Source organism: Candidatus Limnocylindrales bacterium, from assembly GCA_035571835.1.
Classification (GTDB): domain Bacteria; phylum Desulfobacterota; class Binatia; order UBA1149; family CAITLU01; genus DATNBU01.
In genome coordinates this window covers 1-14,763 of sequence record DATNBU010000033.1, presented here as the reverse complement: position 1 = coordinate 14,763, position 14,763 = coordinate 1, and the positions used below count along the sequence as shown (strand labels likewise).

Here is a 14,763-nt window from a genome sequence, read left to right as displayed (position 1 = left end):
CCCGCCCGCTAGCGTTGGGTCACGCACCAGGGCACGGCTCAGTCGGTCTTGTCGTCGAAGCGCGTCGGCTCGTCGGTGCGGAACGGCGACGCATAGGTCGCGCCGTAGCACTCGCCGGTCGCGACGTTGCGCAGCTCGGCGGACACCGTCGCCATCGGTCCGAACCCGAGGCTCGAAAGACCAAGCGCGCTGCCCTGGCCCTTGAGCTTGATCTTGCCGCGGCCCGCATCGCCGGCCTTGAAGAGGATCTGCTTGAGGCCGTCAGGCGCGAGGCTCGAGCTCGCGAACTTGAGCGAGCTCGAAGTAAAGGCCCACGATGAGCCGGCAGGCGCGAGTGCGCTCATCAGCAGCGAAGGCGTCACGCCGTCATTGACGAACACGCAGAATGCATAGTCGTCGGTCGCCGTCGGGTCGCCGAGCGTACCGAGGTCGATCGCGTCTCCTTTGCCCCACGCCCACGAAAGGCGGTCGGCCGAAGTTCCTTCGCCGCGCAGCTTCAGACGCGAGCCGCCGGTTGCCGGATCCGGCGTCAGGCACGAGGGCTCGAGCTCGGCCGTGCCTGCACAGACGCCGGCGCCGTTGCACTCGTCACCGAACGTGCAGACCTCACCGTCGTCGCACGACGATCCCGCACTCTCGAACTGGCACGCGGCGTTGCAGCAGTCGCCGGCCGCGAGATTCCCGTCGTCGCAACTTTCACCGAGGGTCGCGATGCCGTTGCCGCATGCTGTGTTCGTGCAGTTGGCGTCGCATCCGTCGCCGCTCGTCGAATTGCCGTCGTCGCATTCCTCGTCGCCTTCGGTCACGTTGTTGCCGCATGCGAGCTCGTCGGCGCCGATTTCGGCCGCGCCTCCGGAAACCCGCGCCGTGCTGTCGATGTCGAGCGTGCCGGCCGCGCCGCCGGCGAGTGCAACCGCTGCGCCGATTGCCGGCGAGCCGGCGCTGACATGCAGGTTTCCGGCAGCCGGGCTCACCAGCATGGGATCGGTGAACAGCGAGCTCGCATCGTTGCCGCTTCCCGCCTTCCACGCCGCGAAGCCGTCGTACGGCGTGGTCTTCCAGACCCAGAACGAACCCGCGGCACCCGCTGTGCTGTAGTAGATGTTGTGATCGATCGTGTTGCCCGAATTCAGCGTGAACTCGTTGGCGATGAACTGGTTCTGCGAATTCGCGTAGATGATATTGTTCTCGATCACGTTGCCCTGCGTGTCGTACTGCATCAGCAGCTCGCCGCCGCCGGAGTGGTCGGTGTCGTTGTCGTAGAGCGTGTTGTGCACGATCCGGCAGTTCTCGGTGCTGCCGCGCTGCTTGTCGTAGCCGCCGATCGACATGCCGATCGTCTGCGAGCGGTAGACGAAATTGCTGCGCACGGTGACGTCGCTCGTCGCCTTGCCTCCATGTTCGCTCGCAAGCTCGATGCCGATGTTGCTGTCGTGCACGATGTTGCGCTCGATCACGATGCGCGCGCCGCCGTCCACGTAAATGCCGTTGGCCGACCGTTCGTTTCCGTAAGACGGATTACCCTGCGAATCGATGTTGTAGACGAGGTTATCGGCGATGACGCCGTCGCGTGCCTGGTCGAGCGCATCGCTGCAGCCGACGCACTCGCCTTCGAACCCGATCGCGACGATGCCGATGTTGTTGTTGTCGTGGACCACGTTGTTCGTGATCGTGAAGTCTTCGACGTTGCCGTTGACGACCATCGACTCGCTCCAGCCGAGGATGCAGTTGCGCACCTCGTTGCCGTCGATGGTCACGTCGTGCAGCGAGCTCGTGCCGCTGGTTCCGTAGACGGCGATGCCGTGGGCCCCGCAGCTCGCGCAGCCGGCGTTCTCGATGTGATGGACCGTGTTGCCGAGCAGCTGGATGTGGTGCGACGTGCCGCGCACCCAGATTCCGGCCGGGAAGTGGCTCGGGTTCGAGGCCGAAAGGTTGGCGATCTCCATGCCGGAGATGGTGATGTACGAGCGGTTCTCGATGTAGACGAGGCCGTCGAGGTCGCTCGTCGCCAGGCCGGTTCCATCAATGACAGGGGTGTTTCCGGCTTTGGCCGCCAGCGTGATCGGATTTCCCGCCGTGCCGCTGGCCGGAAAGCTGACGAATTCATGGTACGTGCCGGTCGAGACTTCGACCGTATCGCCAGGGCCCGCCGCGTTGACCGCAGCCTGGATCGTCGCGAAGCCGGCCGGAACAGAGAGGATCGCCGCCGCGGCCTGCGTGGCCGAAAGGCCGCCAAATCCGGTGAAAAGCATCGCCGAGGCCACCAAAAGCGCGCTGCGGCCCAGAAAAAACCCAGAAAAACCGCGGGGTTCGCGCTTTTCGGCGGAAACGTGGACGCGTCGCGGTTTTCCCGCACTGGCTGTAAAGACCGACATGAAAGATGCCCCCTCGGAACCCGGCGAACCGGCGAATCGGCGTCACCATAGCTGTCCGGCAGCCGGATCAGCCAGCGTGGAAGTGAGCCCGCGGACGACATTCGGTCCGAATCGGGTCCCGACCTGAGCACGCACGCGCCGGGCGCTGCGGGTTTGGCCGACATCCAACCGACGTCTGCGGATCCGAACGAACAATTGTGCGCGAAGCGTTCGACCGGAAAGCGTGAACTCTCTATGGAGGCGCGTTCGCGCTCACCAGCACAGAAGACCGGAAGCCCGATCTCGGAATCAGGTCTGCTGGAATTAGAATCGCTTCAAGAGCTTCGCAGGCAGATTAAGGTAACGTTTTGCGTTACCCCCAACGGTCGGAGATTTTGCGGATCCCATGGCCCAGGTCTTCAAGCCGAGCAGCAATACCTACTTCCGTGTAGTTCTCGCCACCGTTGGCCTGCTGGGCGGCGTCGCCTTCGCGGGGCTCTACGAGTTCAACTCGCTGGAGCTCGTCACGCGCAACCGGGAGGCGCTCGAGCAGCCGGTCCAGTTCAGCCACAAGCACCACAACGGCGAGCTCGGGATCGACTGCCGCTACTGCCACCTGTCGGTCGAGAAATCGACGTTCGCGGGCATCCCGCCGACGCAGGTCTGCATGAACTGCCATTCGCAGATGTGGAAGGACGCGCCGATTCTCGAGCCGGTGCGCTCGAGCTTCCGCACCGGCGAGTCGCTCGAGTGGACGCGCGTCCACGATCTTCCCGATTTCGTCTACTTCAATCACGCGGCCCATCTCGCCAAAGGCGTCGGGTGCGCGAGCTGCCACGGCGACGTCACGAAGATGAACCTGACGTATTCGGTGGCGCCCCTGACGATGGGATGGTGCCTCGACTGTCATCGCAATCCGGCAAGCGCCATCCGTCCGAAAGCCAAGCTGTTCGACACCACGTGGCGGGCCGAGGACGAGCATGACGAGAACGGCGAGAAAATGAGCCAGCAGGAGATCGGAGCGAAGCTGGTCAAAGAATATCACGTCGAGCCGCGCACCGACTGCTCGACGTGTCACCGCTGACAGCCGCTAATCCAGCCATAGGGCCAAAGGGAATACGATGGGTTTCGACCCCACAGCACCCGAGTACGATCTCTCGGAACTTCGCGAGAAGCTGCGCAATCAGACCGGTCGCACGTTCTGGCAGAGCCTCGAGGAAGTGGCCGACACGCAAGAGTTCCGCGACTACCTGCACGCGGAGTTTCCGGCCGCCGTCGATTCGCTGACCTCCAGTCTCGATCGCCGCCAGTTCCTCAAGCTGATGGGCGCATCGCTGGCGATGTCGGGCCTTGCCGCCTGCACCAAGCAGCCGCTCGAGAAGATTCTCCCTTACGTCAAGCAGCCGGAAGAGCTGCTGCCCGGCCAGCCTCTCTACTACGCGACCGCCTATTCGGTCGGCCGCTCGGCATTTCCCGTGCTCGTCGAGAGCCACATGGGAAGGCCGACCAAGATCGAGGGAAACCCCGAGCATCCCGCGAGCCTCGGTAGCACCAACGTGCAGATGCAGGCGAGCGTGCTCGATCTGTATGATCCCGACCGTTCGCAGGCGATCGTGCGCGCAGGCCAGAGCCTGCCGTGGGAGAATTTCGCGAGCGACGTCGCTGCGCTGGTCGAAAAGCAGAAGGCCACGCAGGGTGCGGGGCTTCGTTTCCTGACCGAGCCGTCGATCTCGCCCACGTTCGCCGCGACCATGAAGAAAGTGCTGACGGCGCTTCCGCAGGCGCACTGGCACCAGTGGGAGCCGATCGGCCGCGAGAACGAGCGCGAAGGCTCCGACCTCGCGTTCGGCCGCATCGTCGACGCGCGCTACGACTTCCGCACGGCGGACGTCGTCGTCTCCTTCGACGGCGATTTCCTCGCCGAAGGCGCCGGGCAGATCCGTTACGCGAAGGACTTCATCTCGCGCCGCAAGGTCGACGACAAGTCGCTCAAGATGAACCGGCTTTACGTCGTCGAATCGACGCCGACGGTCACCGGCGGAAAAGCCGACCATCGCCTGCCGCTGTCGCCGTCGCACGTGACGGCGGCGATCCGCATGCTGGCTGCCGAGCTCGGCCTCGACGTCGCACGTCCGAAAGGCTTCGACGCGAACGCGGAGGCCTGGATCAAGGCCGTCGCCAAGGATCTGACCGCGCACAAGGGAACCGGCCTCGTTCTGGCCGGTGCATCGCAGGATCCTGCCGTGCACGCGCTCTGCCACACGATCAACAACAAGCTCGGCAATGCCGGCCGCACGGTGCTCTATACCGAGCCGGCCGAAGAGATGGCTCCCGCTCCGGCCGACGGCCTCGCGGCGCTCGTCACCGAGATGCAGGCCGGCAAGGTCGAGGCGCTCATCATCCTCGGCGGCAATCCGGTGTACGACGCTCCGGCCGATCTCGATTTTGCCGGCGCGCTGACGAAGGTGCCGACGACCGTGCATCTTTCGGCGTACAACGACGAAACCTCGCGCGTCTGTCTCTGGCATCTTCCGGCATCTCACTATCTCGAGAGCTGGGGCGACCTTCGCACGTGGGACGGAACGGTGACGATCCAGCAGCCGCTGATCGAGCCTCTGTATTCCGGACGCACCGCGCTCGAAGTCGTGGGGCTGTTCGCCGGGGAAGCCGGCAAGAGCGACCACGACCGCATCGTCGAGCACTGGAAACAGTCGATGAGCGGCGGCGATTTCGAAACCTTCTGGAACCGGTCCGTGCACGACGGCTTCGTACCGGCCACGCAGCGCGCCGATCTCGGCCTGACTCCGCGCTCGGACCTCGGGACCTACCTCGCACAGCTGCCGGCAGTGACTGTCTCCGACGGACTGGAGATCGCGTTCCGTCCGGATCCGAGCGTCCACGACGGCCGTTTCGCGAACAACGGCTGGCTGCAGGAGCTTCCGCGTCCGTGGTCGCGACTGGTCTGGGACAACGCGGTGCTGGTTGCGCCGTCGCTCGCGTCGAAAATGAATCTGGCCAACGGCGACGTCGTCTCGGTCGGGCTCGGCGCAGCCTCGGTCGACGGGCCGGTATGGATCCTGCCGGGCATGGCGCCGAATACCGTCTCGGTGCAGCTCGGTTACGGACGCGCGCTGGCCGGACACGTCGGCACGGCGGTCGGCTTCAACGCGTACCAGCTGCGCACGTCGAAGAATCCGTGGTCGGCTTCCGGCGTCACGCTGCGCAAGACCGGCAGCGTCGCGTCGCTCGTCACCACGCAGACCCATCACCGCATGGAAGGCCGCGACCTTTTCCGCCAGGACGACATCGAATCGTTCCGCAGGAATCCGGCCGGCGAGCATCACCACCATCCCACCGAATCGATGTACGCCGACTGGCGCTATGACGGTTACGCGTGGGGCATGACGATCGATCTTGCCGCCTGCATCGGCTGCAACACCTGCACGATCGCATGCCAGGCCGAGAACAACATCGCCGTGGTCGGAAAGGCCCAGTGCGAGCGCGGCCGCGAGATGCACTGGATCCGCGTCGACCGTTACTTCGGCGGCGATCTCGAGACCCCGTCGCTGCACAACCAGCCGGTCCCGTGCATGCAGTGCGAGAAGGCCCCGTGCGAAGTGGTCTGTCCGGTCAACGCGACCAACCACAGCAGCGAAGGCCTGAACGACATGGTCTACAACCGCTGCGTCGGCACGCGGTACTGCGCGAACAACTGCCCGTACAAGGTCCGTCGCTTCAACTTCCTGCTGTACACCGACTGGAACACCGAGACGCTCAAGATGCAGCGCAACCCGGACGTGACGGTGCGCAGCCGAGGTGTCATGGAGAAGTGCACGTACTGCGTGCAGCGCATCGCGCTGACGCGCAGCGCCGCACGTCGTGACGGCCGCGCCGTGCGCGACGGCGAGATCGTGCCGGCGTGCGCGCAGGCATGCCCGACCGACGCCATTGTCTTCGGCGACATCAACAACAAGACCTCGCAGGTCTCGCGCCTCAAGGCGAGCCCGCGCAACTACACGCTGCTCGCCGAGCTCGGCACCAAGCCGCGCACGTCGTACCTTGCCGATGTCTTCAATCCGAACCCGGAAATCACAGCGCTCTTTCCTGCGGTCGAAGAAGAAGTACGGAGCCACGCCTGATGTCCACCATGCAGAACAAGGTGCAGGCCAATCAGGTCTCCTGGTCGCCGCCGGTCATCGGAGCCGGCCACGACTTCGAGAGCGTCAACGCCGGCATCGGCGACATCGTCCTCCAGCAGAGGCATCCCGACGGCTGGTGGGTCGGTTTCGGCATCGGATTCCTGCTGCTGAACGTTCTCATGATGGCCGTGACGTGGCTGTTCATGAACGGCACCGGCATCTGGGGCGTCAACAACCCGGTCGGCTGGGCATTCGCGATCATCAACTTCGTCTGGTGGATCGGTATCGGTCACGCCGGAACGCTGATCTCGGCCATCCTTCTGCTGCTCAACCAGGACTGGCGCACGTCGATCAACCGCTTCGCCGAGGCCATGACGATCTTCGCCGTCATGTGCGCCGGAATGTTCCCGGTCATTCACACCGGACGACCGTGGCTCGCATTCTGGCTTTTCCCGTATCCGAACTCGATGGAGCTGTGGCCGAACTTCCGGAGCCCGCTCGTCTGGGACGTCTTCGCGGTTTCGACGTACGCCACGGTCTCGATCCTGTTCTGGTTCGTCGGCCTGGTGCCCGACTTCGCGATGTTCCGCGACCGCGCGAGCAGCAAGGCCATGCAGAAGATCTACGGCGTGCTCGCGCTCGGCTGGCGCGGTTCGACGCTGCACTGGGATCGCTACGAGACGGCGTACCTGCTGCTCGCCGGCCTGTCGACGCCGCTGGTCGTCTCGGTGCACAGCGTCGTGTCGTTCGACTTCGCGATTTCGCTGATCCCGGGCTGGCACGCGACGATCTTCCCGCCGTACTTCGTGGCCGGCGCCGTCTATGCCGGATTCGCGATGGTGCTCACCATCGCGATTCCGCTTCGCGTCGCTTACGACATGAAGGACTTCATCACCGACCGCCACCTCGACCTGATGGCGCGCGTGATGCTCGCGACCGGCCTGTTCGTCGGTTACGGGTACGCCACCGAAGCGTTCATGTCGTGGTACAGCGCCAACTCGTTCGAATCGTTCATGATGACCAACCGCATGGGCGGACCGTCGGGATGGGCGTACTGGCTGCTGATCCTCTGCAACGGCCTCGCGATCCAGCCGCTGTGGCTGAAGAGCGTACGCTCGAGCGCGGTCGCGCTGTTCATCGTCTCGATGTTCGTCAACGTCGGCATGTGGCTCGAGCGTTACGTGATCGTCGTGACGAGCCTGCAGCACGACTACATGCTGTCGGCCTGGGGCATGTACTACCCCACGGTGTGGGACATCATGACGTTCGTCGGCACGATCGGCCTGTTCGTGACGCTGATCTTCCTGTTCATCCGCTTCCTGCCGGTGATCTCGATGTTCGAGATGCGGACTCTCGTCCCCGAATCCGAGCTGAAGGAGGGGGGACATCACTGACATGCACGCACCAACGCACACCATTCACGGCGTGATGGCCGAGTTCGTGACGCCAGACGAGTTCGTCGCGGCGCTGCGCAAGATCCGCGCGGCCGGCTACACGAAGTTCGACGGCTACAGTCCGTTCCCGATCCACGAAGCCAGCCAGGCGGCCGGGCTTCCGCAGAATCCGGTCGCGCTCATGGTACTGATCGGAGGCATCCTCGGCGGCCTCGGCGGATTCGCGCTGGCAACCTGGGTCAGCATGGTCGGCTATCCGGTCAACATCGGCGGCCGCCCGCTGTTCAGCTGGCCGGCGTTCATCCCGCCGGTTTTCGAAACCACGGTCCTGCTGGCTTCGCTCACTGCCGTCTTCGGCATGCTCGCGATCAACGGCCTTCCGCTGCTGTACCATCCGGTCTGGAACGTGCCGGCCTTCGCGCGCGCGTCGCAGGACCGGTTCTTCGTCTGCATCGAAGCGATCGATCCCAAGTTCGATGCTTCCAGCGTCAAGACCTTCCTTGCCGGCCTCGGCTCGGCCTCGGTGTCGGAGGTCGACTCGTGAAGCAGGTTTTCTCTTCGGACCTCCGAGGTCTGCGTCGCGGGCTCGGCCGCTTCGCTCTGGCATTGGTTCTGGCCGCGTCGGCGTCCGCATGCCGCCAGGACATGCATGACGCCGCCAAGTACGAGCCGCTCGAAAAGAGTCCGTTCTTCAAGGACCAGCGCGCGTCGCGGCAGCTCATACCCGGAACGATCGCCCGCGGTCAGCTCAAGGAAGACAAGCTCCTGTTCACCGGCAAGAACGGCGACGCGATCAGCGACACGTTCCCGTTCCCGGTGACGGCCGGCGTGCTCGCGCGCGGCCGCGAACGGTTCAACATCTACTGCACGCCGTGCCACTCGCGCATCGGCGACGGCAACGGAATGATCGCACAGCGCGGCTACAAGCATCCGCCGTCGTTCCACGACGAGCGCCTGCGCGCGATGGTGCCGGGCTACTTCTTCCAGGTCATGACCAACGGATTCGGAGTGATGCCGTCGTATTCGCTTCAGGTTGCGGCCGAGGATCGCTGGGCGATCGCGGCATACATCAAGGCCCTGCAGCTCAGCCATCATGCGAGCGTCCAGGACCTCACGTCCGAGGAGCGCGTGCGGCTCGACACGCCCGAGCCCGAGCCCGCTCCTGCCGAAGGCGCCGAGCACGGCTCCGAGCATGGCAAGGAGGCCCACGGTGAGTGAGTCGAGGTTCACGCGCCAGGAGCTCGACCTGTCGGCGAGCAACGTGCTGCGAAAGATTCAGATGCCCGCGCTCGGCATCGGCGCGATCGGTCTGGTCGCAAGTCTGGTCGGAGCGATGGTTTGGCCGAAGGCGTTCTTTCAGGCGTGGCTCGTCGCGTTCATCTTCTGGCTCGCCAACGCGCTCGGCAGCACCGTGCTGCTGATGATGCAGTACGTGAGCGGCGGCCGCTGGGGCGCCGCGATCCGGCGTCCGGCCGAGGCCGCTGCGATGAACGTGCCGCTGATGGCGCTGTTCTTCATCCCCGTCGTCATCGGGATGAGCCAGATCTACCCGTGGGCCGACCAGGCCCAGGTGCAGGCGAGCGCCGTCCTGCAGTACAAGTCGCAGTACCTCAACCCGACGATGTTCGTCGTGCGGGCGATCATCTACTTTGCCATCTGGATCACGCTGGCTACGCGTCTCACCGCATGGTCGCGCCAGGACGACGTCGAGGGCCGCAGCGCCACGCGCACCGGGCGCGTCAGCGTGCTCAGCCACATCGGCATCATCATCTGGCTGCTGTCGATGTCGCTGGCCGCGATCGACTGGGCGATGTCGATCGAGGTCGTCTGGTTCTCGCACATCTACGGGCTGATGTTTGCCGGCGGCCAGATCCTGACGGCGATGTGCCTGGCGATTCTGATGTCGGCGCGCATTGCCGATCACCGGCCGGTGTCGGTCGTGATCTCGCCGGACCGGTTCCTCGATCTCGGCAAGCTGCTCCTGGCATTCGTGATGATCTGGACCTACTTCCAGCTCTCGCAGTTCCTGATCATGTGGGGAGCCAACCTGCCCGAGGAAATCGGGTGGTACGTGGTCCGCAACCAGAACGGCTGGCACTGGCTCACGCTCTTCCTGTTCATCTTCCACTTCGTCGTGCCGTTCGGGCTGCTGCTGTCGCGTACGCGCAAGCGCAAGCCGATGGCGATCGCAGGCGTGGCCACTCTGCTGTGGTGCATGCGCTACGTGGACGTCTTCTGGTGGATCACGCCGTCGTTCTCGACGACGTTCTTCGTCCATCCGCTGCACCTGACCACGTTCCTGGGAATCGGCGGCGTGTGGATCTGGCGCTACATCGGTAACCTGACCGCGTATCCTGTCATCGCGGTCAACGATCCGGTCGTCGAAGCCGAGCTGGAGCACGCATGAGCGAACACGAGCATTCGACCTCGCACGGCAACGAGACCGTCCGGTACGAACCGACCGACGTCGCGACCAGGCCGGTTGCCCTCTCGGTCCTCGGCCTTGCGATATTCACGATCGTGTTCACGATCGCGGCGAACTACGTCTATTTCGGCCTTGCCGAGCGTGCGAAGGCCACGTCTCCTGCTGCCAATCCGCTTGCCGAGAAGTACGCTGCCAAAGAGCCGCCCGAGCCGCGGCTCCAGCTGCGCCCGAAGGACGATCTTACGCAGCTTCGTGCGGCAGAAGAGAAGAGCCTGTCGACTCTCGCGTGGGTCGACAAGGAAGCCGGCGTCGTCCAGGTGCCGATCGAGCGCGCAATGGAAATGCTGGTCGCCAAGGGCCTGCCGGCACGCCAGGGCGAGGTGCCCGCATCGATGTCGCCGCACGGCCAGGCTCCCGAGCAGCACGCGGAAGCTTCCGGCGCGCCCGACTGGGACGGCGGCTGGAAGATCAGTCGCGATCTTCAGGGCGAAGGCGGGCACGGCGAAGGTCATGCTGCTGGAGGCCACGCCGAAGCTCCGGCTCACGGCAGCGCTGCACACGAAGCGGAGGCGCACGGCCACTGATGTTTTCGCCTGTCGCCAGACGGATTGGAGTTGCGTTCGTCGCGCTCGCTGTTGCGATGCCGGCGTTCGCCGCTCCGATCGCGCCGGCGCCGCTCGGCTCGCTAGACCAGCAGGCCAACGTCACGCCGGGGCCGCTGCAGGGCGTCGGCATCGAGCAGCACCTCGGCCAGAGCCTGCCGCTGGACGCGACGTTCGTCGACGACGAGGGAAAGCAGGTCCGCATCGGCGACTACTTCGGCCCCGACAAGAAACCGGCTGTGCTCGCGATGGCGTACTTCGAATGCCCGATGCTGTGCACGCTGGTGCTCAACGGCATGATCAAGGCGCTGCGGCCGCTCACGTTCAGCGCGGCGAGCGAGTTTGACGTGATCGTCATCAGCATCAATCCGAAGGAAACGCCCGAGCTCGCGCGCCAGAAGAAGGCCGCCTACGTCGAGAACTACGGACGCAAGGGAAGCGAAGGCGGGTTCCATTTCCTGACCGGTGAGGAGGCGCAGATTCGCGCCGTCGCCGACGCCGTCGGCTTTCACTACAAGTTCGTGCCGGCCACCGGCGAGTACGCGCACGCCGCGTCGATCTACGTGCTGACCAGCCTCGGCCAGCTTTCGCGCTATTTCTTCGGCGTCGAATTCTCGAGCCGCGATCTCAAGCTGGCGTTCGTCGAGGCCGCCGACAGCAAGATCGGCGGGCTCGCCGAGCAGCTGATGCTTTACTGCTACCGCTACGATCCGGCCACGGGCAAGTACAGTGCCTCGATCCTGGCGCTGGTCCGTCTCGGTGGCATCGCGACCCTTCTCTCCCTGGCCGGTTTCATCGGCCTCAGCCGATGGCGCGAGACGCATCCTTCCACTTCGAGGAGCTGACCAGAATGTTTTTGCAGTTGTCGCTGTTCCCGCCGCAGGCGTCCACGAACGCCGCCGAAGTGGACCTGATCTACGTGATGATGGTCCTGCTTTGCGGGGCGGTCGCCTTCGCCGTCATCGCCGCGATGATCTACATGGGGATCAAGTACCGGCGCACGCCCGAGAATCTCGTCGGCGCGGATATCCACGGCTCGACCGCGCTGGAGATCGTCTGGTCGATCATCCCGTTCTTCATCGTCATGGGCATCTTCGCGTGGGGAACGAGCCTTTACTTCAAGCTCGAGATTCCTCCGGCCAACTCGATGGAAATCTTCGTGACCGGCAAGCAGTGGATGTGGAAGATCCAGCACATGAACGGCCGGCGCGAGATCAACAACCTGCACGTTCCGATCGGCCGCCCGGTCAAGCTGACGATGGCCTCCGAAGACGTGATCCACAGCTTCTACGTGCCGGCGTTCCGCGTGAAGGCCGACGTGGTCCCGGGCCGCTACGCGACGATGTGGTTCGAGGCGACCCAGACCGGAACGTTCCACCTCTTCTGCGCCGAATACTGCGGCACCGAGCACTCGCGCATGATCGGAAGCGTCACCGTCATGGATGCTGCCGACTACGAAGCATGGCTGACGACCGGCAATCCGTCGCCGGTCGAGATCGCCGCGGGTACCGCCGGTCCGGCGTCGGGCTCGGCGGGCGGCGCATCGGTCGTGCAGGGCGCGGCCGGTGCCGCAGCTTCACCCGTGCAGGCGGGGGCCGCGCTGTTTCAGGAGAAGGCATGCGCGACGTGCCACATCACGACGCCCGGCGGCATCGGTCCGATCCTGGTCGGTGTTCCGGGCAGCGAGGTCGAGCTTGCGTCCGGCGACAAAGTGCTTGCGGATGACGCGTATCTTCGCGAGTCCATCCTGACGCCGCTTGCCAAGGTCGTTAAAGGCTACCCGCCGGCGATGCCGACGTTCGGTGGCCAGCTCACAGAGGAACAGGTCATGTCCTTGATCGCATACATCAAGTCTCTCGGCACTTCGCAGAGCGCGCAGGCTCATCAGTGAGCGCGCTCGGAGAGGGGCATACGATGGAATCGAACGAGCGCCGCGTCACGTACCTGAACGCCGGGCATACGGTCAAAAGCTGGCTGCTGACGGTCGACCACAAGCGCATCTGCATCCTTTACATGATCTCGATCACGGTCATGTTCGTGATCGGCGGCCTGATGGCGTCGGCGATTCGCGCCGAGCTTCTGACCCCGGCCGGCGATCTGCTGTCGTCGGACACGTACAACAAGGCCTTCACGCTGCACGGCATCGTGATGGTGTTCTTCTTCCTGATTCCGTCGATCCCGGCGACGATGGGCAACTTCCTCATTCCGCTGATGATCGGCGCGAAGGACGTCGCCTTTCCGAAGATCAACCTGCTGAGCTGGTACGTCTACCTGACCGGTGCGACGATCGCGCTGGTGGCAACGGCAACGGGCGGTCTCGACACCGGCTGGACGCTCTATACGCCGTACAGCACCGCATACGCGACGACCAACGTCGTGCTGCCGGCAACGGGCATCTTCATTACCGGCTTCTCGTCGATCCTGACGGGCTTCAACTTCATCGTGACGATCCACAAGATGCGCGCGCCGGGCCTGACGTGGTTCCGGCTGCCGCTGTTCATCTGGGCGATGTACGCGACCAGCCTGGTGATGGTGCTCGGCACGCCGGTGGTCGCGATTACCATTTTGATGGCGATCCTCGATCGCTGCGGCTTCGGCATCTTCGATCCGACCGCCGGCGGCGACCCGGTGCTGTTCCAGCATCTCTTCTGGTTCTACTCGCACCCGGCCGTCTACATCATGATCCTGCCGGCCATGGGCGTGATCTCCGAGATCATCCCGGCCTTCACCCGCAAGAAGATCTTCGGGTACGGGTTCATCGCGGCATCGAGCCTCGCGATTGCGATCATCGGCTTCCTGGTCTGGGGGCATCACCTGTTCACGACCACGCAGTCGATGTACGCCGCGGTGGTGTTCTCGGTGCTGACGTTCGCGGTGGCCGTGCCGTCGGCCGTCAAGACGTTCAACTGGGCCGCGACGCTCTACAAGGGCTCGGTGTCGTTCGAATCGCCGATGATCTTCGCACTCGGCTTCATGGGGCTGTTCCTGATCGGCGGCCTGACCGGGCTGTTCCTTGCGATTCTCGGCCTCGACATGCACGTGCAGGACACCTACTTCGTGGTCGCCCACTTCCACTACATCATGGTCGGCGGGGCGGTGATGGGATACATGGCGGGAATGCACTTCTATTGGCCGAAGATTTCCGGCCGCATGTATCCGGATGGCTGGGGAAAGCTGGCGGCATTGATTGTGTTTGTAGGATTCAATCTCACCTTCTTCCCGCAGTTTGTGCTGGGTTATATGGGAATGCCACGGCGGTATTGGGACTACTCGCACTCTCCGGAGTTTCAGGTGCTGAATGTGCTCTCGACCGCGGGTGCAACCATCCTTGCGGTTGGATACCTGCTGCCGATGGTTTATTTCCTGTGGTCTATGCGTTATGGCAAGCCTGCGCCGGCGAATCCGTGGAACGCTTCCGGGCTCGAGTGGATGACGCAATCTCCGCCAACCACTTTCAATTTTGACGAAACACCGCAGGTAACCTGGGAAGCTTACGACTACGAAAACATTCCTGCGCCCGCGCCTGAGGAGGCTTTTGGTGACTGATAGCCACGCCGCCACCGAACATCGTCCTGAGTTGCTGCACCACTTCGCCGACGAAGAGCAGCAGAGGAACTCTGCATCGCTGGGGATGTGGCTTTTCCTGGGTACGGAAATCATGTTCTTTGGCGGGATGTTCCTCGCCTATCTGGTGTACCGGCTGAATTATTTCACTGACTTTGCCGCTGCCAGCAGCAGCATCAAGGTCCCTCTCGGCGCGATCAATACCGCAGTGCTACTGTGCAGCAGTCTTACGGTCGTGATGGCGGTGCGTGCCGCGCAGATGGGCAAGCGCAAGCTGCTCATCTG

General features: G+C 64.1%; 12 protein-coding genes. 11 read left to right on the top strand and 1 reads right to left on the bottom strand.

Going from position 1 to position 14,763, the window contains the following annotated elements:
• Positions 1 to 38 precede the first annotated feature (38 nt).
• Positions 39 to 2,252, bottom strand: a complete 2,214-nt coding sequence (locus VN634_14675) for a right-handed parallel beta-helix repeat-containing protein (protein ID HXC52128.1) — start codon at positions 2,250 to 2,252, stop codon at positions 39 to 41.
• A 508-nt stretch (positions 2,253 to 2,760) separates the two neighbouring features.
• Between VN634_14675 and VN634_14670 the strand changes: the two genes are divergently transcribed.
• The 11 genes from VN634_14670 to VN634_14620 all read left to right on the top strand — a co-directional run.
• A complete protein-coding gene (locus VN634_14670) occupies positions 2,761 to 3,438 on the top strand; it encodes a cytochrome c3 family protein (GenBank protein HXC52127.1) in 678 nt (225 codons plus the stop codon).
• Between the two features lie 37 nt (positions 3,439 to 3,475).
• The gene (locus VN634_14665; protein ID HXC52126.1) at positions 3,476 to 6,493 is read left to right on the top strand and encodes a TAT-variant-translocated molybdopterin oxidoreductase; all 3,018 of its coding nucleotides are present in this window, start codon (positions 3,476 to 3,478) and stop codon (positions 6,491 to 6,493) included.
• Positions 6,493 to 7,887 carry an NrfD/PsrC family molybdoenzyme membrane anchor subunit gene (gene nrfD, locus VN634_14660; GenBank protein HXC52125.1) on the top strand — a complete coding sequence of 465 codons (1,395 nt, stop codon included), beginning with the start codon at positions 6,493 to 6,495 and terminating at the stop codon, positions 7,885 to 7,887. The genes VN634_14665 and nrfD overlap by 1 nt, the downstream gene beginning before the upstream one ends.
• Position 7,888: 1 nt before the next feature.
• The gene (locus VN634_14655) at positions 7,889 to 8,431 is read left to right on the top strand and encodes a DUF3341 domain-containing protein (protein ID HXC52124.1); all 543 of its coding nucleotides are present in this window, start codon (positions 7,889 to 7,891) and stop codon (positions 8,429 to 8,431) included.
• On the top strand, positions 8,428 to 9,105 hold the full coding sequence (locus tag VN634_14650; protein HXC52123.1) for a cytochrome c: 678 nt from the start codon (positions 8,428 to 8,430) through the stop codon (positions 9,103 to 9,105). Before VN634_14655 ends, VN634_14650 begins: the two co-directional genes overlap by 4 nt.
• Entirely contained in the window at positions 9,098 to 10,294 is a 1,197-nt protein-coding gene (locus VN634_14645; GenBank protein HXC52122.1) for a hypothetical protein, read from the top strand. Before VN634_14650 ends, VN634_14645 begins: the two co-directional genes overlap by 8 nt.
• Positions 10,291 to 10,896, top strand: coding sequence for a hypothetical protein (locus tag VN634_14640; protein ID HXC52121.1), 606 nt, complete (start codon positions 10,291 to 10,293; stop codon positions 10,894 to 10,896). The genes VN634_14645 and VN634_14640 overlap by 4 nt, the downstream gene beginning before the upstream one ends.
• On the top strand, positions 10,896 to 11,759 hold the full coding sequence (locus VN634_14635) for an SCO family protein (protein HXC52120.1): 864 nt from the start codon (positions 10,896 to 10,898) through the stop codon (positions 11,757 to 11,759). The genes VN634_14640 and VN634_14635 overlap by 1 nt, the downstream gene beginning before the upstream one ends.
• A gap of 5 nt (positions 11,760 to 11,764) precedes the next feature.
• Positions 11,765 to 12,805: a cytochrome c oxidase subunit II gene (coxB, locus tag VN634_14630; protein HXC52119.1), complete on the top strand. Its 1,041-nt coding sequence runs from the start codon at positions 11,765 to 11,767 to the stop codon at positions 12,803 to 12,805.
• A 23-nt stretch (positions 12,806 to 12,828) separates the two neighbouring features.
• Complete coding sequence (locus VN634_14625; GenBank protein HXC52118.1) at positions 12,829 to 14,460, top strand: cbb3-type cytochrome c oxidase subunit I; 1,632 nt, start codon at positions 12,829 to 12,831, stop codon at positions 14,458 to 14,460.
• The coding region (locus VN634_14620) for a cytochrome c oxidase subunit 3 (protein ID HXC52117.1) at positions 14,453 to 14,763 on the top strand (311 nt) is incomplete at its 3' end. The genes VN634_14625 and VN634_14620, both read left to right, overlap by 8 nt.